Consider the following 18,766-nt stretch of genomic DNA (forward strand, 5'->3'; position numbering starts at 1 on the left):
TGCCGCGAAGAAAGGTCGAGCGAACGCTCATGATGATCGCAATGAGTTGCTGACAAAGGAGATGTGCCAAAGGGACTGGCGCTTAGCAGCATTGGCAGCAAATCCGTGTAACAGCTTGCCGGAACCGAGGAAGCCGAACCGCCCGGTTCTGTAAGAAAGCGGAAATCGCCTCATGGGCAAGGCTTCCAGCCTTTGCGCTGTTCAGGCGCCTTCGCAGCCTCCTCTGTTCACACGACGGAAGCTTTAGCCACAGCTGATATAACCTTCGTCAGCCGGTGCAGTGTATCTAGTGCCCTGCCGGTCAGGCCCGGCTCGTGGAGCCTACCCCGCTTCGCGCCGGGCCGCCCGGGGCACGGCATCCGGACAGAGAATCAGTGAAATGTAACCAACCGTGATATTCATGCAGCCTTGCTAATGTAACCTCTGCATCGGCCGACTCCGCCACCCCGAGTCGGCTAGACCCGACGGTTCAACCCAACGCCCCAACAGAGCGCAGAACTGTCGGGCCGCCTATGAGCAAGGCGTCCACCCCTTCCGCTGCTCTGGTGTCACGGCATGGTTCGTGAATTGCAGGTTCCGGTCATCCCGGCCGGCGGCGCGGCACTCGTGGCAATAGACGATTTTAATCAGATCCCAGTGAAGACAGGGCTGGTCCGGGCCGAACCGTTTGACTAGCTGGCGATGCCAAGAACCGCTCGGCGCTGGCAGCCGAAGCAGTGAACTGACAAACCCGTGCCGGCGGCCAGTTTGCCTCCCAGCGTGCTTTCTGAAAACGGATATTCCTTGCCCAATGGCGATCCTCGTGCTGAAGGGGTCGCCGCACCGATGAGGGATTTATTCCTGACGCCTGCCGGCTTCAAGCTCTTTCAGGAAATAAGCTTCATTGAGGAGCTTTTCCCAATCCGTGCCGAAGCGCTCAATCAGATCACGAGCCTGTGCTTCCGTGAGATTCGCTTCTCGTGACAGTCGGCCGACCAGCAGGTCAAATTCGGTAAGATCATTTTCTGGCAAACTTCCGTCGCGGTGCTGCACCGCTCCCGCGATCACCTCGAAGACGCTGCCAACTTCCTCATAGATCTCGCTGACCTCGATGCCCTCCCGGTCCGCAGCTTCCATAAGTTGGTCAGTCAGATCGCTTATCGTGGCAGGGTCATCCGTTACCGCTTCGGCCAGATGCTCTGCCATCCAACGCTCGAGAAAATTGGCGCCGCGTGTGCTCATTTTTTCACAAGCATGAGCAGTATGTTAGGTTCCGCTCACCTTTTCGAAACTTTCTCCCGCGGGCCGCGTTGCCTTACGCTCATTTGGTGCATCGGGAAGCATCTTCAATTTGCGGTCGTTGCCTTCCGAGGTTACCAGCGAGGAGGGAACCACGTGTCCAAAAGGTTTTTCGTCGAAGAGATGGACGGCGATTTGCCGATGGCCGGCCGCGAGATTACCGCGGAGACGCCTGAAGAGGCGGTCGCCCGCGTGATCAGCGACGCTGTGGTAACTGAAGATTGGGAAGCCAGCGCCGACGAGAAATGGGTCAGAGTGACGGATAGCGAGCGTGGTACAATCTATCGATTTCAAATCCCGGTTAAGACGGCTGATTAGCCGCCTTGTCGTCCGCGCCATTTCCTGGCTGTCTGTCAGACGACAACGGCTTCCAGGCTGCCTACTCGCCTTTGCGTGGTCTAGGGCGCGGCACGCGGCGGCACCTGATCGAGCAGGGTAACGTCCTCCGGACCTGCAGGCGGCAGTTCGCCGTTGGGGGTGAGATTGTTGATCGCCTCGGGCAAGTCCCGGGTTATCCTGGAGATCAGTTCATCGCGGGACAGCCCGGTCTGCATTGAGAGGGAAGCCAGGGTTTCATCATCTATTGCCGCCTCGACCTCGTTTGGTTCAATCGGCTGGTTGGGTCCGGGGCTAACCCAAGAATCCACCTTCGACCCGGCTCCCGCATCTCGGAAGCGGTCGACGATATCGCCAAGCGCTGTTCCGGATACGCCTTTCGACAGTTGGTCCAGGATCCCGCCCTGCGGATTGTTCGGATCGCGATTCCCGCGCAGCAATTCCCCGATCTTGTCGCGATTTTGGTATGCGAGCACGCCTAATATGGCGACAGCCAGTCTGCCCAGATTTGCCATTGGTTTCCTCCCATCAATCACAGGGGAAGCGGCCGCGGTCGGAAAAGTTCCGCTGCACTTCCAAAGTTCTGTGGAAAGCCCAATCTGTGGCTTCCGCGATCACACCATGGTCTGAGCCAGGATGTTTTAGCTAAGCTGCATATGCGGCGGACCAAGGTTCGCCAGGCCGGCGCAGGCTCAGGCAATCTCCTAATGAGAGGCGCCGGCCACCTTAGCCCGCCGCTAGGTGTGGGGGCACACCGGCGGCGGGCTATCGGCGAATATTAGCAGTCGCTTGACGAACCCGCAGTCCGCGCCAGACTCAATGGGATGGCTAAGGGCACAATAAGGTCGGCGATACGGTTGCGATCACCTTGATGAGCTGATCATACGCCTCGGACGACAGGCCCCATGGGTGGTCTGAGCTACTCCTCGGCCCGCTTCTGCGTGATGAGGTCGAGCCGCTCGCGGTCGGAGCGCTCGCGCTCGTCGCGGCGGCGCACGTCCTTGTAGGCGCGCTCGACCATGTTGGTGCGCGCCGTCGCGATGGCGATCAGCGCGGCTTCCTGCTTGGCATCTTCCAGGTTCTGTTTCTGGCGGCCGAGCGCGTCGGTGATGCGCTTGTGGTAGAGCGCAGGAAAGAGGCCGGCGAGCGATTTGTCGGTGTCGAAACGCTCGATCAGGTCCTTGGCCTCGGCTTCCGCCTTCACGGCGGCGGCGAGGAAGCCGGCATGGCGGGTTTCGTGCAGCGCCCTCAACTGCTCCTGCACCTTGACCAGTTTCTTCAGACGGTCTTTTCGCGTGGTCATGGCCCCTACCTCGCCAGCGTGAGGTCGACGAAGCCGTCGACGAACAGCGACAGCAGCGTGCCGACGGCGAAGTAGAAGATGATCATACCGCCGGCGATGACGAAGGGCAGCGAGATGAAATAGACCGGGATCTGCGGGGTCAGCTTGTTCACGAAGCCGATCGTCAGATTGACCAGGATGGCATAGGCGACGAAAGGGCTGCCGAGGCGAATGACCAGGAAGAAGGCGTCCGACACTGTGTCGGTTACGTCGACCAGCGCCGCTTGCGGGTTGAAGAACACATTGACCGGCGCGACCTGGTAGGAGGCGACGAGCGCCTTGACGATCTCGTGGTCGAAGTCGAAGACGAACAGCAGAAGCAGCGCCGAGAACGAGATGATGGCGGCAAGCGCCGCCTGCGGCTCCGGCTCCTCGATCGCCGGTCCGCCCGAGCCGCCATAGCCGATCAGCGTGGCGATGGCCGAGCCCATGAAACGCAGCGCTTCCATATAGAGCCTAGTCATGGCGCCGATCAGCCCGCCGACCAGAAGCTCGGAGACGATCATCGGCGCCAGGATCTGCGGGCGCGGATCGACGAACGGGTAGATACGATCCCACAGGAAGGCGAGCAGGCCGCCCGTCGCGGCCACCGAGACGAACAGCCTGATCTGCAGCGGCACGCGGGCGCTGGACAGGCCGGGCATCAGCATGAAGCAGGCGCCGATGCGGCAGAAGGCGAGGAAGGCGGCGATGACGACGCCTTGCGAGAGCGCGTTCACGAGATCGTTCCGAGCACCTTGATCTCGACGCCCTTGGCGATCTCGACATGGCTCAGCACCGGCAGCGTGGTGAACAGCCGCTCGATGATCATGCGCACATAGGGGCGCGCGTCGGGCGCGGTGACGAGCACGAAGCGCTCGCCGGCCTCGAGATGCTTGCGGATCGCCTTGGTGGCGTCCTGGCCGAACTCCTCGAGCTGGCGCGGATCGATGTCGAACTCGCGCACCTCGCCCTTGGCGTCGCGCTTGAGGCTCTGGTGGAAGGCAAGATCCCAGCGGTTGCCGAGGCGCAGCACCTTGAGCATGCCGCCTTCGGAGAGGTCGCCGCAGATCTGCTGCGCCATGCGGATGCGCACATGCTCGACAATCTGCTCGGTGCGGCGCACATGGGGCGCGATCTCCGCGATGGCCTCGATGATCAGATGCAGGTTGCGGATCGAAACGCGCTCGGCGAGCAGCAGCTTCAGCACCGCCTGCAAGCCGGGATAGGAGATATGCGAGGTGCAGATCTCGTCGGCGAGCTTGCGGTATTCCGGATCGAGCCGCTCAAGCAGCGCCTTCATGTCCTTGTAGGACAGAAGCTGCGGCAGGTTGTTGCGGATCACTTCGGAAAGATGCGTGAGCAGCACCGACATGTTGTCGGCGAAGGTGAAGTTCTCGCGCCTCAGGTCCTCGGCGAAGGTTTCCAGCACGGAATAGGCGCGCATCCCGAAGGCCGGCTCGCGGATCTCCTCGCCGGGGATTTCCGGCACGCCGCGCGTGCCGAGCAGCACCATGATCTCGCCGACGCGCATCTGATATTCGGCGACGACCGTGCCGTGCACCTTGATCTGGTAGCTCTTGGGCGGGATGGCGAAGTCGTCGGCGACACGCACTTCCGGAACGACGAAGCCGTATTGCTGGGCGAATTTCTTGCGCATCTTCGACATGCGGAACACCAGCTCTTGATGCGCCACCATCAGCCTTGTCGAAAGCTGCTTGCCGATCAAAAGCTCGATCTCGGCGGTGACCAGCGAGGCCTTGACCGAGTTCTTCTCCTCTTCGACCTTGTTCGCCTTCTCCTGCGTCTTCAGGGCTTCGGCGGCGGCAAGCGCGCGGTGCTGGCGCAGCGGGATGATGTAGCCGAGGCCGGCCATGCCGCCGGCGAGCGCGAAGAAGGGGAACAGCGGCAGGCCGGGCATCAGGCCGAGGATGACCAGCAGCGAGGCCGCGACATAGAGGGCGCGCGGATGCGCGCCGAGCTGGCCGAACACCGCCTGGTTGGCCGAGCCGCGCGTGCCGCCCTTGGAGACGAGCATGCCGGCGGCGAGCGAAACGATGAGGGCCGGGATCTGGGTGACCAGGCCGTCGCCGACCGATAGCTTGATGAAGACGTCGGCCGCCTGGCCGAGGCCCATGCCGTGGCGCAGATAGCCGATGGCGATGCCGCCGACGATGTTGATGGCGGTGATGATGAGGCCGGCGATGGCGTCGCCGCGCACGAATTTCGAGGCGCCGTCCATCGAGCCGAAGAAGGAGGATTCCTCCTCCAGCTCGCGGCGGCGCAGCTGCGCCGTCTTGTCGTCGATCATGCCGGCGGAGAGGTCGGCATCGATCGACATCTGCTTGCCGGGGATGGCATCGAGGGTGAAGCGCGCGCCGACTTCGGCGATGCGGGTGGCGCCCTTGGTGATGACGATGAAGTTCACCACGATCAGGATCATGAAGACAATGAGGCCGATGACGAAATCGCTCGACATCACCAGCTTCGAGAAGCCCGAAATAACATAGCCAGCGGCATGCGTGCCCTCATTGCCGTGGGACAGGATCATGCGCGTGGTGGCGATGTTGAGCGACAGCCTCAGCATCGTGGCGATCAGCAGCACGGTCGGGAAGGATGAGAAATCGAGCGGGCGCTGGATCCACAGCGCCACCATCAGGATCAGCACCGAAAGCGCGATCGAGAAGGCCAGGCCGATATCGATGAGGAAGGCGGGGATCGGCAGGAACAACACCGCCAGGATGATCACGATGCCGAGCGCGAAGAACACGTCGCGGCCGTTCTTCGCCACCAGGCCGGACGGGAGTGTTTCGCTGATCGCCAATGTCGTCCCCAAATCAAGACCCGCCACGCACAAGGCAGGCCCTCGACCGTAACCCTCCAAGCTTGCGCGAAGGTGGGAGAGTGGCTACGGGACCTTGCCACGGTCTTGCGAAAGGATGGCAAATGCTTCTGATCACCGGCACGGTTCGGCTGCCGGCCGAAAGGTTCGAACAGGCAAAGCCGGCGATGCAGCGAATGATCCTGGCAAGCCGCGCCGAACCGGGCTGCCTTCACTATTCCTATGCGCAGGATGTGCTGGACGCCGGGCTCATCCATGTTTCGGAAGCCTGGAGCGACCGCGCCGCGCTCGAAGCGCATTTCAAGTCCGCGCATATCACCGAATGGCGCGCGAGCTGGGCGGAGCTCGGCATCGGCGACCGCAAGCTTACACTCTACGAGACAGACGGCGGCGCGCCGACCTGATCCTGCGAGGCACGTAAGCTAATTCACGCACCGTCAAATTGGCGCCACAAGCGGTCGGCATTGCGGTTGCCACGCATAGTTGCCGCGCGTATCACCCATGGCAGCTGTTTTCTCCCGCATACCGGCGAGCCGTTCACTTGCCTGCCAGAAACGATCCACGAGTCTACGCCCGCCGGCTTCGCGCGGTGCTGATCAGCTCGATCCCCGTGCTCGAGGCGCGCGGCATCGTGATCGTGCTGATGGCCGGCATGGTCGGCGTCATCGCGGGCGCGCTGGTCACCGGCATGAGCGCGCTGGTGCAAGGCATGCATTATCTGCTGTTCGATGTGCAGCCGGGCGGCCGGCTGTCGGCGATGTTCTCGCTCGCCGATCCGGTGCAGGCAATGTTCCCCGCCATCGGCGGTCTTTTGCTCGGGCTTTCGGTGATCTGGCTCAGACGGTACAAATTCCGCACGCCTGTCGACCCGATCGAGGCCAACGCGCTCTATGGCGGGCGCATGTCGCTGACCGACACCTTCATCATCGTGGCGCAGACGATGATTTCCTCGGGCTTCGGCGCCTCGGTCGGATTGGAGGCCGGCTACACGCAGGTCGGCTCCGGCATCGCTTCCCGGCTGGCGCGAGCCTTCCGGCTGCGCCGCAACGACGTGCGCATCCTGGTCGGCTGTGGGGCAGCCGGCGCGATCGCCGCCGCTTTTGACGCGCCGCTGACCGGCGCCTTCTACGGTTTCGAGCTGATCATCGGCATCTACTCCGTCGCCAATGTGGCGCCGGTGATGGCGGCGGCGATCTCAGCCTCGCTAACGGCGGAAATGTTCGGCGGCGTGCCGTTTCCGCTGGAACTCTCGGGCCTGCCGAATTTGACCGCCGGCGAGTATGTGCCGTTCCTGCTGCTGGGCCTGCTCGGCGGCGCGGCCTCGATCGCGATCATGCATCTGGTGAGCATCGTCGAGAGCATCTTCGTGCGGTTGTCGATCGACGCCTCGGTCAGGCCCTTCATCGGCGGCATCTTCGTCGGCCTGCTCGGGCTGGTCACGCCGCAAGTGCTCTCCAGCGGGCACGGCGCGCTGCACCGCGAGTTCGCGATGAACTACGCGCTTCCGGTGGTGGCGAGCGTTTTCGTAATGAAGCTGGCGGCCTCGGCCATCTCGCTCGGCTCCGGCTTCCGCGGCGGCCTTTTCTTCGCCTCGCTGTTCCTGGGCGCGCTGCTCGGCAAGGTCTTTGCCGGCGTCATGGCGCTGACCGCGCCGTCGGCCGGCATCGACCCGGCGGTCGCCGCCGTCGTCGGCATGACCTCGCTTGCGGTCGGCGTCGTCGGCGGTCCGCTCACCATGACGTTCCTGGCGCTGGAATCGACCCGCGACCTGACGCTGACCGGCGTGGTGCTGGCGGCCTCGATCATGTCGGCGATCCTGGTGCGCGAAACCTTCGGCTACTCCTTCTCGACCTGGCGCTTCCATCTGCGCGGCGAGACGATCCGCAGCGCGCATGACGTCGGCTGGATGCGCAGCCTCACCGTCGGCTCGATGATGCGCAAGGACGTCCGCACCATTCCCGCTTCGACGACGCTTGCCGAATTCCGCAAGGAGATCCCGCTCGGCTCCGCCCAGCGCGTCATCGCCGTCGAGCAGGCCGACCAATATGTCGGCATGCTGCTGGTGCCGGAACTGCACAGCGATCGCTCCAACGACGATACGCCGGTGAGCGCGCTGGCCCGGTTCAAGGATGCGGTGCTGGTGCCCTCGATGAACGTTCAGACCGCGGCCGAGACGTTCCAGCGCACCGGCGCCGAAGAACTGGCGGTGGTCGAGGATTTTGATGAGCGCATCGTGCTCGGGCTGCTCACCGAAAGCCATCTGATGCGCCGCTACGCCGAGGAGCTCGACAAGGCGCGGCGCGACCTGTCAGGCGAAGGTTGACCACTATCGACAGCCCGGCCAATAAGACGTCACTCCCTGGAAATCATCCCATGCAAGTCAAGCGCAACGGCGACATCTCGTTCTGGTATGCGGATCTGGGCCATATCCCCGCGCCGCGTCCGCCTTTGCCGGGCGACATCGAGACGGATGTCGCGATCGTCGGCGCCGGTTATACCGGCCTGTGGACGGCCTACTATCTGAAGAAGGCCAAGCCCTCGCTGCGCATCGTGCTGATCGAACGCGAGTTCGCCGGCTTCGGCGCATCGGGGCGCAATGGCGGCTGGCTGTCGGGCGGCTTCGGCTGGTCGCGCGAGAAATATCTGAGGACCTCAACCCAGCAAGGCGTCACCGCCATGCAGAAGGCGATGGCCGGCTGCGTCGACGAGGTGATCCGGGTGGCGACCGAAGAGGGCATCGATGCTGACATCCGCCGCGTCGACAATCTGACGGTCGCCACCAATCCGGCGCAGCTGGAGCGCGTGCGCGAGGAATGCGAGACGACCCGCTCCTGGGATGCCGATCCCGAACGGATCGAACTGCTTGACGCCGAGGCGACACGGGCGCGCATCAACATCCGCAATGTCATGGGCGGCTTCGTCATCCGCGGCCAGGCGCGCGTGCAGCCGGCCAAGCTGGTGCGCGGGCTGGCAGAGGCGGTCGAGCGTCTCGGCGTTTCGATCTACGAGAAGACGACGGTGACGGCGATCGCTCGGGGCAAGGTCACTACCGATCGCGGCACGGTGCGTGCCGAAACCATCATTCGCGCCACGGAAGGGTTCACCGCCGGCATCCCGGGCGAGGAGCGGACCTGGCTGGCGCTCAACAGCGCGCAGATCGTCACCGAACCGCTGCCGGAAGAGCTTTGGCGCAAGATCGGCTGGGAGGGGCACGAGCTGCTCGGCAATGCCGCGCATGCCTATTGCTATGCCCAGCGCACACGCGAGGGGCGTATCACCATGGGCGGGCGCGGCGTGCCCTACCGCTACGGCTCGCGCACCGACGTCAACGGCCAGACGCAACAGGCGACGATCGACCAACTGCACACGATCCTGACCACGCTGTTGCCGCAGACGGCGGGATGCCGCATCGACCATGCCTGGTGCGGCGTGCTCGGCGTGCCGCGCGACTGGTGCACGACGGTGGGGCTCGACCCGGCGACGCGCATCGGCTGGGCTGGCGGCTATGTCGGGCTCGGCGTGTCGAGCTCCAACCTGTCAGGCCGCACGCTGACTGATCTTGTGCTCGGCCAGGATACCGAGCTGACGCGACTGCCCTGGGTCAACCGCAAGGTGCGGCCGTGGGAGCCGGAGCCCCTCCGCTGGCTGGGCGTGCATTCGATGTACCAGCTCTACCGCATCGCCGATCAACGCGAGGCTGCGGGGCTCGCGCACACCTCGAAGCTTGCCGCCCTGGCCGACAGTATCACCGGCCACTGATCGGCCAGAAGATCAGTGATCGATCGGGCCTTTGGGTGAGACGAGCGTCGTGCCCGCGGTGGTCGGGCGCTCGATCATGCGGCGCACGCGCGGCGGGTTCTCGCCGCTGTGCAGCGCGCGGATGCGTTCGCCGACCACGGCGTCGGCGTGGGTGGCGCGGCGGTTGTGGCGGATATACTCGACCCAGGTCGGCGTGTGGTAGTGCTCGATCCACACCGACGGATTTTCGAGATCCCGCGCGAGCGTCCAGTTGCGGGCGCCGTCGCGGCGGCGGATGCGGCCGCGCTCTGCCATGGTCGCCAGGAATTCCGGCACGTCGTCCTCGAGAATGATGTACTCGATCATGATGGCGATCGGGCCGCTGCGCGGCTTGAGGTCGAGCGAAAGCATCGGCTCCTTGAAGCGGTTGAGCGGATCGAGGTTGAGGACCGTCTGCTTCGGCAACGGCAGGACAAAACCGATCGCCGCGCCGGCAAGCATGGCGACCGCCGCCGCGATCAGCGCGGTCTCAGCGCCATGCGCGTCGGCGACGACGCCCCAGATCCAGCTGCCCAGCGCGATGCCGCCGAAGGTCGCCGTCTGGTAGATCGACAGCACGCGGCCGACCACCCAGCGCGGCGTGGACATCTGCACCGTGACGTTGAAATGCGAAAGCGCGATCACCCAGCAGGCGCCGCCGATGAGCAGGCCCGCCGACGTCTGCCAGCCATTGTGGCTGACGGCGGCGTTGAAGGCACAGACCGCGAAGCCACAAAAGGCCATGCGCACCATCGCCTCGCTCGACAGCAACTGCCGCAATCGCACGCTGATCAGCGCGCCGCCGACCGCGCCGATGCCGAAGGCGCCGAGCATGATGCCATAGGTCAGCGCGTCGCCCCTGACGACGTCCCGCGCCACCAGCGGTAGCAGCGCCAGCACCGCGCCGGCGCTGAAGCCGAAGGCCGAGCCGCGCACCAGCACCTTGGCGATGTTGGGCGACATGGCGACATAGCGGAGGCCGGCGCCCATCGCCGCGCCGAGCGACTCGCGCGGCAGGGTCTGCTCGGGCAGCGCCGGCTTCCAGCGGGCAAGCACGATGATGAGGCCGATATAGCTGATGGCGTTGGCGGCAAAGGCGGCGGCAGCACCCGCGGCGGCGACGATGACGCCACCGATGGCCGGGCCGACGCTGCGGGTGATGTTGAAGCCCAGCGAATTAAGCGCGACCGCCGCCGGCACCTTGGCGCGGGGCACCATGTCGCCGACCGACGCCTGCCATGACGGGCTGTTCAGCGCCGTGCCGCTGTCGATCAGGAAGGTGAAGGCCAGCAGCGTCCAGGGCGTCATCCAGCCTTGCCAGGTGAACAAGGTCAGCAGCGCCGAGACGACCAGCATGAAGGTCTGCGCCACCAGCATCACCTTGCGGCGGTTGAAGCTGTCGGCGATGGCGCCGGCGACGAGCGCGAACAGCATGATCGGCAAGGTCGTCGAGGCCTGGACCAGCGCCACCTGGTAGGACGAGGTGGCGATCGTGGTCATCATCCAGGCGGCGCCGACGCCCTGGATCAGGCCGCCGAAATTCGACACCAGGCTGGCCGCCCAGACGGCTCGGAAGATGCCGTGCTGGAACGGCGCCAGAGCGGAGACGCGTTCGCTTTCCGGCTCGTCGTCGATCATGGTTGGGCCTTCGTCCTATACAAGGCTTGCCGCACCCGAAGAGGGACGGGCGACTCGTCAAAGAGTGCGACCCAACAACAGGATGGCAAAGGCGAAAATGCGTCGGCGAAGCATTAAGCCAAGCATCTCGCCGGTCTGGACCAACCCAGGCTATTTCTTGCCTCTCGTCTCAGCGTGCAGGGCCTCGGTCAGGTCGCCTGTGGTCTCACCATTCACGTAAAGCCTGAGCAGCATTTCCATGCCGACGAGACGCAAGCGCGACGTTTCCTGGTCCCTTGCCATGTCGATGAGGTCTTCCACCTCGGAAGAAGACCATTTCATCGCATCGCGCAGCAGGCCGCCGCGCAGCAGCCCTTGCGTACCGGCCGAAAAAGCTTCGGCCATCTCGAAGCCGTTCTTCGCGGCACGGATGTTCTCGCGCGGCAGATGGTTTTCAGCGACCTTTTTGAGCAGCCATTTGCCCGTGCCGTCGCGGTATTTCTGCCTGCGCGGCAGATGAAGGGCGAAGTCGATCAGCCGGTTCTCGAGGAACGGCACCCTGAGCTCGACGGAAGCCGCCATGCTCAGCCGGTCGTGCCTGTGCAGCAGGTCCTGCAGATGCGAGTAGAGGTCGTAGAGGCAACTTGCGAGCAAGGCGCGATCATCGAGCGGCTCGACACCTTCCAGCCTGTCGAACAGCTTTATCTGCAGGAAGTTCAACTCGGGCGACAGGGCCCTGAGCGCCATGGTGCGATCGGAGGGCGAGCCACGACCGATCGAGTTGCGGAACGGGGTGCGGCGCAGTTCGGCGAATTTGCGCTCCCGCCTGGCCTTCGAGCGGAACAGGCGCTGCAGCCAGGATTGGCGCCAGAGCCGCATCGTCGACGCCTGCCATTTGTAACCGCCGAAAAGCTCGTCGGAGCCTTCGCCGGTGAGCAGCACCTTGACGCCGTCGGCGCGGCATTGCTCGGCCAGCGCCAGCAGCGCCGCGTGGCTGGCATGCCAGCCGTCCGTTTCGAGATGCCAGACCGCGCGCGGCCAGAGTTCGAAGAACCGGTCCCTGTCCAAAGGCACCCTGCGCAGGCCGACACCGACATGGCGGCCGATCCGCTCGGCGTCGGACGCCTCGCTGCGGCCGAGTTTCTGGTCGACGACGTAACCGTGCAGCTCCGGCCTGAAGCGCTTGGCGAGCGCGGTGATCAGGCCGGAATCGACGCCGCCGCTGCAGGCGGTGGCAAGGCTGGCATCGGCGATGCAGTGCAGCTCGACACTTTCCTCCAGCAACGTTTGAAGCGTCGCCATATGTTCGGCGTCGGATGTCTTGTCGCCGGCGATGCGCGTGGGCTCGATCACATCGAGGACATGCCAGAAGCGGCGCTTCTCGATGCCATCCCCGGTGATCCGCCACATGCCGGCGGGCGGCAGCCGCTCGATGCCGTCGAAGACGCTGTAGCTCGAATCGCGGCTCTGCCAGGCCAGCCGCAATGTCAGCTCGCGCGTGTCGATCCGGCGCGCAAAACTACTACAGGCGAGGATCGCCTTGTCCTCGGAGGCAAACAGCAAGCGGTCGCCGGTTTCAGCGACCGACAACGGCTTGATGCCGAGCCTGTCCCTGGCAAGCCACAAGGCGCCATCGCGGGCGTCGAAATAGGCGAAGGAGAACATGCCGTCGAACAACGGCGCCGCCTTTTGCGGACCCCAGTGATGCAAGGCCTGAAGCACCACCTCGGTGTCGGACACCGTGCGGAACGTCAGGCCTTCCGCCTCCAGCGTCTTGCGCAACGCGCGAAAATTGTAGACCTCGCCATTGTAGCATAGCACGCCCTCGCCGGAGGTGGTCAGCATCGGCTCGCGCGCGGCGGGCGATGGGTCGATGATGGCCAGCCGGCGGTGGCCGAGCGCCAGGCGGGCGTTGTTCCAGTTGCCGTGATCGTCGGGACCGCGATGCGCCAATGCCCGCATCATGCGGGCCACATCGGAAAGATCGCCGCTGCCGATCGGATTGCGCTTTCGCCAGACGCCAGCTATTCCGCACATGGCCCGCCGGCCGTATTTGCCTGATGCATCGCTTCCTGAAAATCGCGTGAGACAACGACTTGCAATCTAGCTGCAACAAAAGTCGCCGCAAGCGATCTTACGGCCTGCAGACAGCCGCCTGACGCTCGCTTAACGCTTCGCGTCAGAAGCCGTGCTCGATGCGTTCGAAAATGACGTTGGTGAAGGCCGAGATCTGGCTGCCGATGAACGGGCCGGTCAGCGCCACCACGAGCATGATGGCGACGATCTTTGGCACGAAGGTCAGCGTGATTTCCTGGATCTGGGTCAGCGCCTGGATGAGCGCGATGCCGATGCCGACCGCCATCGCCACCAGCACCACGGGGGCTGAGGCAGTGAGAACCGTCCACACCGCGTACTGGACGATATCGAGGGCATCGGCCTCATTCATGCCGGCACATCCCCAGCGGTCAGACTAAAGCGCGTCGCGATCCTTCGGATTCGCTCCATGCGCTTTAGGTCTTTGGTTTTACGCATGTCTTCCCGAAACCGGTTCCCACTTTCGGGAGACATGCTTTAGCTGGCCGGCTTGATCGAGACGCCGGCGCCGACCGGGACCTTGGTGCCATCCTGCAGCACGGCGATCAGGCCGTTGCTGGAGAGCGTCACCGAGGCAACCGTCCCGGTGGTCTTGCCGTCGGCCGAGGTGATCGAGCGGCCGATCAGCGCGTCGGCCTGCGAGAGCGCCGAGGATTGCATGATCTGGTCGAGCTTGGTGTTGGTCTGCACCGACTGCTCGACCTGGGAAAAGGTGGCGAGCTGTGCGACGTATTGCGTCGAATCCATCGGTTTGGTCGGATCCTGGTTCTTCATCTCGGCGATCAAGAGCTTCAGGAACGACTGGTAGTCCACCGCCGTCTTCGAGGTCTTCTGGCTGGCCTGGTTGGCGCCAACCGGGATCGTTGTCGTCATGTCGACGGCCATCTTATGCTCCTACAGCCAGTGCGCGGGGCGTTTCGGGAATGTCGTCATTGCCTTCGAGCGCCTTGCGCTCGAGCGGATAGAGCGCGCGGATCGCCTTCAGCGCCTCGTAGATCTCGTCCTCGCCAACCATCCGGTCGATCTGCTTCAGGCGGTTGCAGATGTCCTGGTTTTCGAAGCTCGCGATCAGCATCGGCAGCGAGCGGCGGAACATGTCGCGCGCTTCCGCGGCGCCCGCCGGATTGATCAGCATGATCTGCACGATGAAATAAAGCTGCCTGAGCGGCGTCGAGGCCTGGTCGGCCTGGATGACATGGCTTTCGAGCAGGAACTGCACATCGTTCATCAGTTCGATGGTGACCTTGCGATCGACGCGGATGACCGCGCCATTGACATAGATCTTCTCGTTGGGCTTCAGCGAGATCTTCAGCGTGTTGGTCATTGGATGCCGTCTCGGATGATCTGGGAGACCTCGATCAATCCTTCGAAATTGTTGGTGCGGCCCTGGCGGATGTCCTCGGTCTCGCGCAGCAGCCACAGGCCGATGGAGATCAGGTTGGCGCGCAGCTCCTTGGGGAGCGCGTTGTCGCTGGAGCCGAGATCCTCGACGAAAGTGGTCCAGATGCGGTTGGTGAAATGCAGCGCCTCGACCGCCTCCATGGAGTCGGTGCCGACCGCGGCCGCCGCCGCCAGCATGTCGATCGAGCGCGTGAGCAGCTGCCGCTCCCGGTCCTTGGCATCGGCGACGGAGTCGGTCTGGATGTCGGCGTAGGAGAATTGATACATCGTCGGCGCTCTGGCGTTCCGGTTTATATGTTCAAGTTAGATAGTTGAGCAGGCTGAGCTGCTGCAGACGCGCGGTCAAGGCAAAGGACGTCTCGATATGCTGTGTCAGGTCGGCCACGCGGTTCGCCGCTTCCGCGGGATCGACGCCTTCGAGATCAAGGATATGCTTCTCGAAGAGGTCGACCTGGGTCTTCATGCGGTCGCTGGCATCGGACACCCGCTGCTGCGCAATACCCGTTTCGGCTCGTATCTGGGTGATGCCGCCGATGGCTTCGCCGACCAGCGCCTGGGCGCGGCTGACGACCGCGTTCTGCGCGGCCTCGCTGATGCTGCCCGTCATCAGGCTGCTGACCATGGCGGCCGCCATGGCGAGCTTGCGGATGCCTTGGTCGTTGGCGCTGACCGAGGTCTGGGTGGTCTCGTTGAGCGAAATGCGGCTGGTGATCTGCTCGTCGGTGGCGCTCGACCAGTTGGCCTGCCAGCCGGAGCCCAGGAATTGCGGCTCGACCTGCGTGGTGATGAAGTTGTCCATCTGCGCGGCGGTGATGTTGGCCGCAGCCGGATTGGTCTGAGCGAAGCCGAAATAGCTGGTGAAAGCGGCGTCGAACGCGGCCTTGGCCGGCGAGCCGGCGGCGTTGAAATCGTCGATCGGCTTGACGTCGGTGTTGGTGCCGGCAAACAGATATTCGCCGTTGACGCTGGTGTTCAGGATGCCGGTCATCTGCTGCAGCGCCGAGGCGCCGGCGGTCCGCAGGATGCCGGTCGAAGAGTCGCCCGAGACGCCGCTGGTCAGCGCCGACAGGAAACTCTGCGCGCTGTTGGCGATCTGGCCGAGCGAATCCTGAGTCGATTTCAGGCGCGCGGTGACGAGCGCGTTGGAATCGACGATACCGTTCAGCCGGTCGAGATCGCGCTGGAAGGTGACGGCCTGGGTCGTGCGGCTGCCGAGCGCCAGGCCGATATCGGCGACGGTGCCGGTCTGTGATTCCTTCGTCGCTTTGATGAGGTCGGCCTGCATCTTCGCCTGCTGGTAGCGCAGCGCGTTGGATATGGCAGCTGAGGAAACGCCTGTCGCTTTCATGAATTATCCCACCGCGGCCAACAGGGAATCCAGCATGTCGCCTACCGTCTTCATCATGTGGGCCGATGCCTGATAGGTGTGCTCGAGGTCGAGAAGCAGGGACATTTCCTGGTCGACATTGACCCCGGTGTCGTTGGACAGCGCCTCGGCCGTGCGTGCGGCCAGCGCCTGTTTGCTGTCGGCATTGGTCGAGGCCTGCTGGCGCACCCCTTCGAACCAGCCGATGGCGTTGGCCGCGTAATCGGAGACGCCGGAGCTGACGGTGATGCCGGTGGAAGTATCGAAGGCCATCGGCTGATCAAGCTTGTTGCCGTAGCTGATCAAAAGGTCCGCATAGGATGCGCCGCCGGTGTTGACGACATAGGCCGCGCCGTTGGCGCCGCCGTCGCGCAACAGCGCGGGGTTGCCGCCGGCGCTCGGATCGAAGGCGGCGTTGATGCTGATCGAGCCGGCGAGGCCATCGACCAGGGTGCCGGCTGCCGGAATTGCCTGGGCGCCCGACCATGTGAACAGGCCGGTGGCATCGGGTTGCGACGGCGCGGTCTCGGCAAATGCCGTGATCAGGCCGCGCGCGATTTCGTCGAGCTGGCTTTGCATGGTCGAGGCGACGCCGTCGCGCAGCTTCAACAGGCCCGCAAGCTTGCCGTCGGCGGTGGTGTTGTCGCCGGTGCCGGCGGAAACCGGCACGTTGTCGATGTAGACCGTGTTGCCGGGCGTGCCGGCCGAATAGCCGGACGATGGCGTGAAGGTCACCGAACGCGGCACGGTCTCGAACAGCGTCGTGCCGTCCCCGGTGGTGATGACCATGTCGTTGTCGCCGCGCGTGAAGGTCGAGATCGGGACATATTCCGAAATCTTCTTCAAAAGCGCGTCGCGCTGGTCGAGCGCGTCGGACACGTCGGTGCCGGAACGGGTGCCCGAAATGACCGCCTTGTTGGCGTCCTGGAACTGGCTGAGCAGGGAGTTGAGATCGTTGACGGCCGTGGCGATCTGGCTGTCCGCCTGGGTGCGGAAATCCTGGATCGCCTGGGTGCCGCTGTTGAGTGAATTCACCACTTGCTTGGCGGCGTCGACGACGGTGGTGCCGAGGTTCTGGTTCGACGGCGTGGTGGCGTAGAGCTGCAGGGCTTTCTGCAGGTTGGCGATTGCCGTCGAGGGTGACGACGCATTGTCGACCCCGTTGACCGACAGATCGAGCTGGTCCATGCCGTCGTAAAGCGCGCTCTGGCCGCTCCATGCCGACAGCGCCGAAAGGTTCTGGCGGAACAGAAGGTCATTCGCGGTACGCTGGATTTCCACCGCCCTGGCGCCGGGCGCCGTGCTGGTCACCACGGCGATGCGACGGGTGTAGTCCGGGTTCGACGCATCGGCCACATTGCGCGATACGACGCTGGTCTGCTTGGACGTGGCCAGAAGCGCCGACTGGGCAATGCTAAGTGCGGAGGAAAGCGACATGCTGATCTTTCACGGGGCGGCGCCCGTCGTTTATCTCTTCAGGTTGACGAGGACGTCCATCAGGTCCGAGCCGGTCTGGAAGACCTTGGAATTGGCGGTGTAGCTGCGCTGCGCCGCAATCATGTTGGTCAGTTCCTCGGCGATATCGACGTTGGAATTTTCAAGCGCGCCGGAGACGATGGAGCCGAGCTTGCCCTCATTGGCAAAGCCGATATGGACCGCGCCGGAATCGGTGCTCTCCACATAGACGTTGCCGGGCATGGCGGTGAGGTTGTCGGGGCTCTGAACGTCGGCCAGCGGGATCTTGTAAAGCGCCTTGGTCGAGCCGTCGGCGAACTGCGCGTAGATGATGCCGTCCTGGCCGATCTGGACCTTTTGGATGGAGCTCGGCGCGTTGCCGTTGACCTTGGCGTCGGCGACGGTGAAGCCGGTGCCGAGCTGGGTCAGCTTGGAGAGATCGAGGTTGAGGCTCTGGCCGCCCGGAACGGTGAAGGAGACGCCCGTGGTTGCGCCGGTCAGCTTGCCGGTGGTGGTGTCGAAGGTGAGGTTGGCCGTGCCCAGCGCGCCGCCCGTATACGGGAACGAGGTGCCCGGCGTCGCCTTCGACTGGTCGAAGACCGCGACCTGCCATGTGCCGGCGCCGGTGTTGGTGAAGTAGACGTCGAGCAGCTTCTTGTTGCCGAGATTGTCGTAGGCGACCAGCGAGGTTTTCGAGGTGTATTCGGCGGTCGCGCTGTTGGAGGAAGGCAGCGGGCCTGCGGGCGGCGTGGCGCCCGCGGGCAGGTTGCCGCTGAAGATGCCTTCCGTGCTTGGCGCCGCCGTCATTTCCTGGTCGGAGATCTGCACCGGCACGAGGCCTTCGAAGCCGTTGGCGGTCGCGGCCGGATCGCCATTGGCGTAATCGTAAGCCATGAGCTGGTAGCCCGCGGCATTGACCAGCCGGCCTTGCGCATCCGGGACGAAGGAGCCGGCGCGGGTCAGATAGGGCGTGCCGCCGGCGTCCTGCACGACGAAGAAGCCGTCGCCGTTCACGGCGAGGTCGGACACCGAAGTGGTGTAGGTCATGACACCCTGGGTGCTGACGGCGGAGCGGATCGTCGTCGTCACGCCGCCGGAATTATAGGCGCCGCCGGTGCCGGGCATGATCAGTGACGAGAACTCGGCTGAAGAGCGCTTGTAGCCGGTGGTATCGGAGTTGGCGATGTTGTCGGCCACCGTGGACAAGCGGTTGGCCTGCGCGTTCATACCGGAAACGCCGGTCCGCATCATTCCGTAGAGGCTCATCGATGGATCTCCG

18 protein-coding genes are annotated in these 18,766 nt (G+C 64.2%); 4 read left to right on the forward strand and 14 right to left on the reverse strand.

Annotated elements, in window-relative coordinates:
• Positions 1-834 precede the first annotated feature (834 nt).
• The gene (locus CK230_RS33570) at positions 835-1,185 is read right to left on the reverse strand and encodes a hypothetical protein (protein WP_245429877.1); all 351 of its coding nucleotides are present in this window, start codon (positions 1,183-1,185) and stop codon (positions 835-837) included.
• 189 nt (positions 1,186-1,374) lie between these two features.
• Here CK230_RS33570 and CK230_RS32425 point away from each other — a divergent pair, with 189 nt between their 5' ends.
• The gene (locus CK230_RS32425) at positions 1,375-1,596 is read left to right on the forward strand and encodes a hypothetical protein (RefSeq protein ID WP_141246018.1); all 222 of its coding nucleotides are present in this window, start codon (positions 1,375-1,377) and stop codon (positions 1,594-1,596) included.
• Between the two features lie 80 nt (positions 1,597-1,676).
• Here the strand turns inward: CK230_RS32425 and CK230_RS10635 are convergent, their stop codons facing one another.
• The 4 genes from CK230_RS10635 to flhA form a co-directional block, all read right to left on the reverse strand.
• On the reverse strand, positions 1,677-2,129 hold the full coding sequence (locus CK230_RS10635; protein WP_095817130.1) for a YidB family protein: 453 nt from the start codon (positions 2,127-2,129) through the stop codon (positions 1,677-1,679).
• A 404-nt stretch (positions 2,130-2,533) separates the two neighbouring features.
• Positions 2,534-2,917, reverse strand: coding sequence for a hypothetical protein (locus CK230_RS10640; protein WP_095817131.1), 384 nt, complete (start codon positions 2,915-2,917; stop codon positions 2,534-2,536).
• A 5-nt stretch (positions 2,918-2,922) separates the two neighbouring features.
• Entirely contained in the window at positions 2,923-3,675 is a 753-nt protein-coding gene (fliR, locus tag CK230_RS10645) for a flagellar biosynthetic protein FliR (protein WP_095817132.1), read from the reverse strand.
• Complete coding sequence (gene flhA / locus CK230_RS10650) at positions 3,672-5,759, reverse strand: flagellar biosynthesis protein FlhA (RefSeq protein ID WP_095817133.1); 2,088 nt, start codon at positions 5,757-5,759, stop codon at positions 3,672-3,674. Before flhA ends, fliR begins: the two co-directional genes overlap by 4 nt.
• A gap of 122 nt (positions 5,760-5,881) precedes the next feature.
• Between flhA and CK230_RS10655 the strand changes: the two genes are divergently transcribed.
• From CK230_RS10655 to CK230_RS10665, 3 genes are all read left to right on the forward strand, one after another.
• A complete protein-coding gene (locus tag CK230_RS10655; protein WP_095817134.1) occupies positions 5,882-6,181 on the forward strand; it encodes a putative quinol monooxygenase in 300 nt (99 codons plus the stop codon).
• Between the two features lie 137 nt (positions 6,182-6,318).
• On the forward strand, positions 6,319-8,100 hold the full coding sequence (locus tag CK230_RS10660) for a chloride channel protein (protein ID WP_095817135.1): 1,782 nt from the start codon (positions 6,319-6,321) through the stop codon (positions 8,098-8,100).
• A gap of 50 nt (positions 8,101-8,150) precedes the next feature.
• On the forward strand, positions 8,151-9,536 hold the full coding sequence (locus CK230_RS10665) for an FAD-binding oxidoreductase (protein ID WP_095817136.1): 1,386 nt from the start codon (positions 8,151-8,153) through the stop codon (positions 9,534-9,536).
• Between the two features lie 12 nt (positions 9,537-9,548).
• Here the strand turns inward: CK230_RS10665 and CK230_RS10670 are convergent, their stop codons facing one another.
• The 9 genes from CK230_RS10670 to CK230_RS10710 all read right to left on the reverse strand — a co-directional run bounded on the left by CK230_RS10670 (position 9,549) and on the right by CK230_RS10710 (position 18,753).
• Entirely contained in the window at positions 9,549-11,192 is a 1,644-nt protein-coding gene (locus CK230_RS10670; protein WP_095817137.1) for an MFS transporter, read from the reverse strand.
• A 150-nt stretch (positions 11,193-11,342) separates the two neighbouring features.
• A complete protein-coding gene (gene asnB, locus CK230_RS10675) occupies positions 11,343-13,208 on the reverse strand; it encodes an asparagine synthase (glutamine-hydrolyzing) (protein WP_095817138.1) in 1,866 nt (621 codons plus the stop codon).
• A gap of 142 nt (positions 13,209-13,350) precedes the next feature.
• A complete protein-coding gene (gene fliQ, locus CK230_RS10680; RefSeq protein ID WP_027165133.1) occupies positions 13,351-13,617 on the reverse strand; it encodes a flagellar biosynthesis protein FliQ in 267 nt (88 codons plus the stop codon).
• 125 nt (positions 13,618-13,742) lie between these two features.
• Positions 13,743-14,150, reverse strand: a complete 408-nt coding sequence (gene flgD, locus CK230_RS10685) for a flagellar hook assembly protein FlgD (protein WP_095817139.1) — start codon at positions 14,148-14,150, stop codon at positions 13,743-13,745.
• Between the two features lies 1 nt (position 14,151).
• Positions 14,152-14,589 (reverse strand): flagellar biosynthesis repressor FlbT, encoded by a 438-nt coding sequence (gene flbT, locus CK230_RS10690; protein ID WP_095817140.1) that lies wholly within the window; start codon positions 14,587-14,589, stop codon positions 14,152-14,154.
• Positions 14,586-14,933 carry a flagellar biosynthesis regulator FlaF gene (flaF, locus tag CK230_RS10695; protein ID WP_042640513.1) on the reverse strand — a complete coding sequence of 116 codons (348 nt, stop codon included), beginning with the start codon at positions 14,931-14,933 and terminating at the stop codon, positions 14,586-14,588. The genes flbT and flaF overlap by 4 nt, the downstream gene beginning before the upstream one ends.
• A gap of 31 nt (positions 14,934-14,964) precedes the next feature.
• Entirely contained in the window at positions 14,965-16,014 is a 1,050-nt protein-coding gene (locus CK230_RS10700) for a flagellar hook-associated family protein (RefSeq protein ID WP_095817141.1), read from the reverse strand.
• Between the two features lie 3 nt (positions 16,015-16,017).
• Complete coding sequence (gene flgK, locus CK230_RS10705; RefSeq protein WP_095817142.1) at positions 16,018-17,469, reverse strand: flagellar hook-associated protein FlgK; 1,452 nt, start codon at positions 17,467-17,469, stop codon at positions 16,018-16,020.
• A gap of 30 nt (positions 17,470-17,499) precedes the next feature.
• Entirely contained in the window at positions 17,500-18,753 is a 1,254-nt protein-coding gene (locus CK230_RS10710; protein ID WP_095817143.1) for a flagellar hook protein FlgE, read from the reverse strand.
• Positions 18,754-18,766: the final 13 nt, after the last annotated feature.

The organism is Mesorhizobium sp. WSM3859 (assembly GCF_002295065.1).
Taxonomy (GTDB): domain Bacteria; phylum Pseudomonadota; class Alphaproteobacteria; order Rhizobiales; family Rhizobiaceae; genus Mesorhizobium.

Excerpts from the sequence above, each read along its gene's own strand:
- CK230_RS33570 (WP_245429877.1), bottom strand. The coding sequence starts at position 1,185 with ATGGCAGAGCATCTGGCCGAAGCGGTAACGGATGACCCTGCCACGATA.
- CK230_RS10635 (WP_095817130.1), bottom strand. The coding sequence starts at position 2,129 with ATGGCAAATCTGGGCAGACTGGCTGTCGCCATATTAGGCGTGCTCGCA.
- CK230_RS10640 (WP_095817131.1), bottom strand. The coding sequence starts at position 2,917 with ATGACCACGCGAAAAGACCGTCTGAAGAAACTGGTCAAGGTGCAGGAG.
- CK230_RS10655 (WP_095817134.1), top strand. The coding sequence starts at position 5,882 with ATGCTTCTGATCACCGGCACGGTTCGGCTGCCGGCCGAAAGGTTCGAA.
- CK230_RS10665 (WP_095817136.1), top strand. The coding sequence starts at position 8,151 with ATGCAAGTCAAGCGCAACGGCGACATCTCGTTCTGGTATGCGGATCTG.
- CK230_RS10670 (WP_095817137.1), bottom strand. The coding sequence starts at position 11,192 with ATGATCGACGACGAGCCGGAAAGCGAACGCGTCTCCGCTCTGGCGCCG.
- asnB (WP_095817138.1), bottom strand. The coding sequence starts at position 13,208 with ATGTGCGGAATAGCTGGCGTCTGGCGAAAGCGCAATCCGATCGGCAGC.
- fliQ (WP_027165133.1), bottom strand. The coding sequence starts at position 13,617 with ATGAATGAGGCCGATGCCCTCGATATCGTCCAGTACGCGGTGTGGACG.
- flgD (WP_095817139.1), bottom strand. The coding sequence starts at position 14,150 with ATGGCCGTCGACATGACGACAACGATCCCGGTTGGCGCCAACCAGGCC.
- flbT (WP_095817140.1), bottom strand. The coding sequence starts at position 14,589 with ATGACCAACACGCTGAAGATCTCGCTGAAGCCCAACGAGAAGATCTAT.
- flaF (WP_042640513.1), bottom strand. The coding sequence starts at position 14,933 with ATGTATCAATTCTCCTACGCCGACATCCAGACCGACTCCGTCGCCGAT.
- CK230_RS10700 (WP_095817141.1), bottom strand. The coding sequence starts at position 16,014 with ATGAAAGCGACAGGCGTTTCCTCAGCTGCCATATCCAACGCGCTGCGC.
- flgK (WP_095817142.1), bottom strand. The coding sequence starts at position 17,469 with ATGTCGCTTTCCTCCGCACTTAGCATTGCCCAGTCGGCGCTTCTGGCC.
- CK230_RS10710 (WP_095817143.1), bottom strand. The coding sequence starts at position 18,753 with ATGAGCCTCTACGGAATGATGCGGACCGGCGTTTCCGGTATGAACGCG.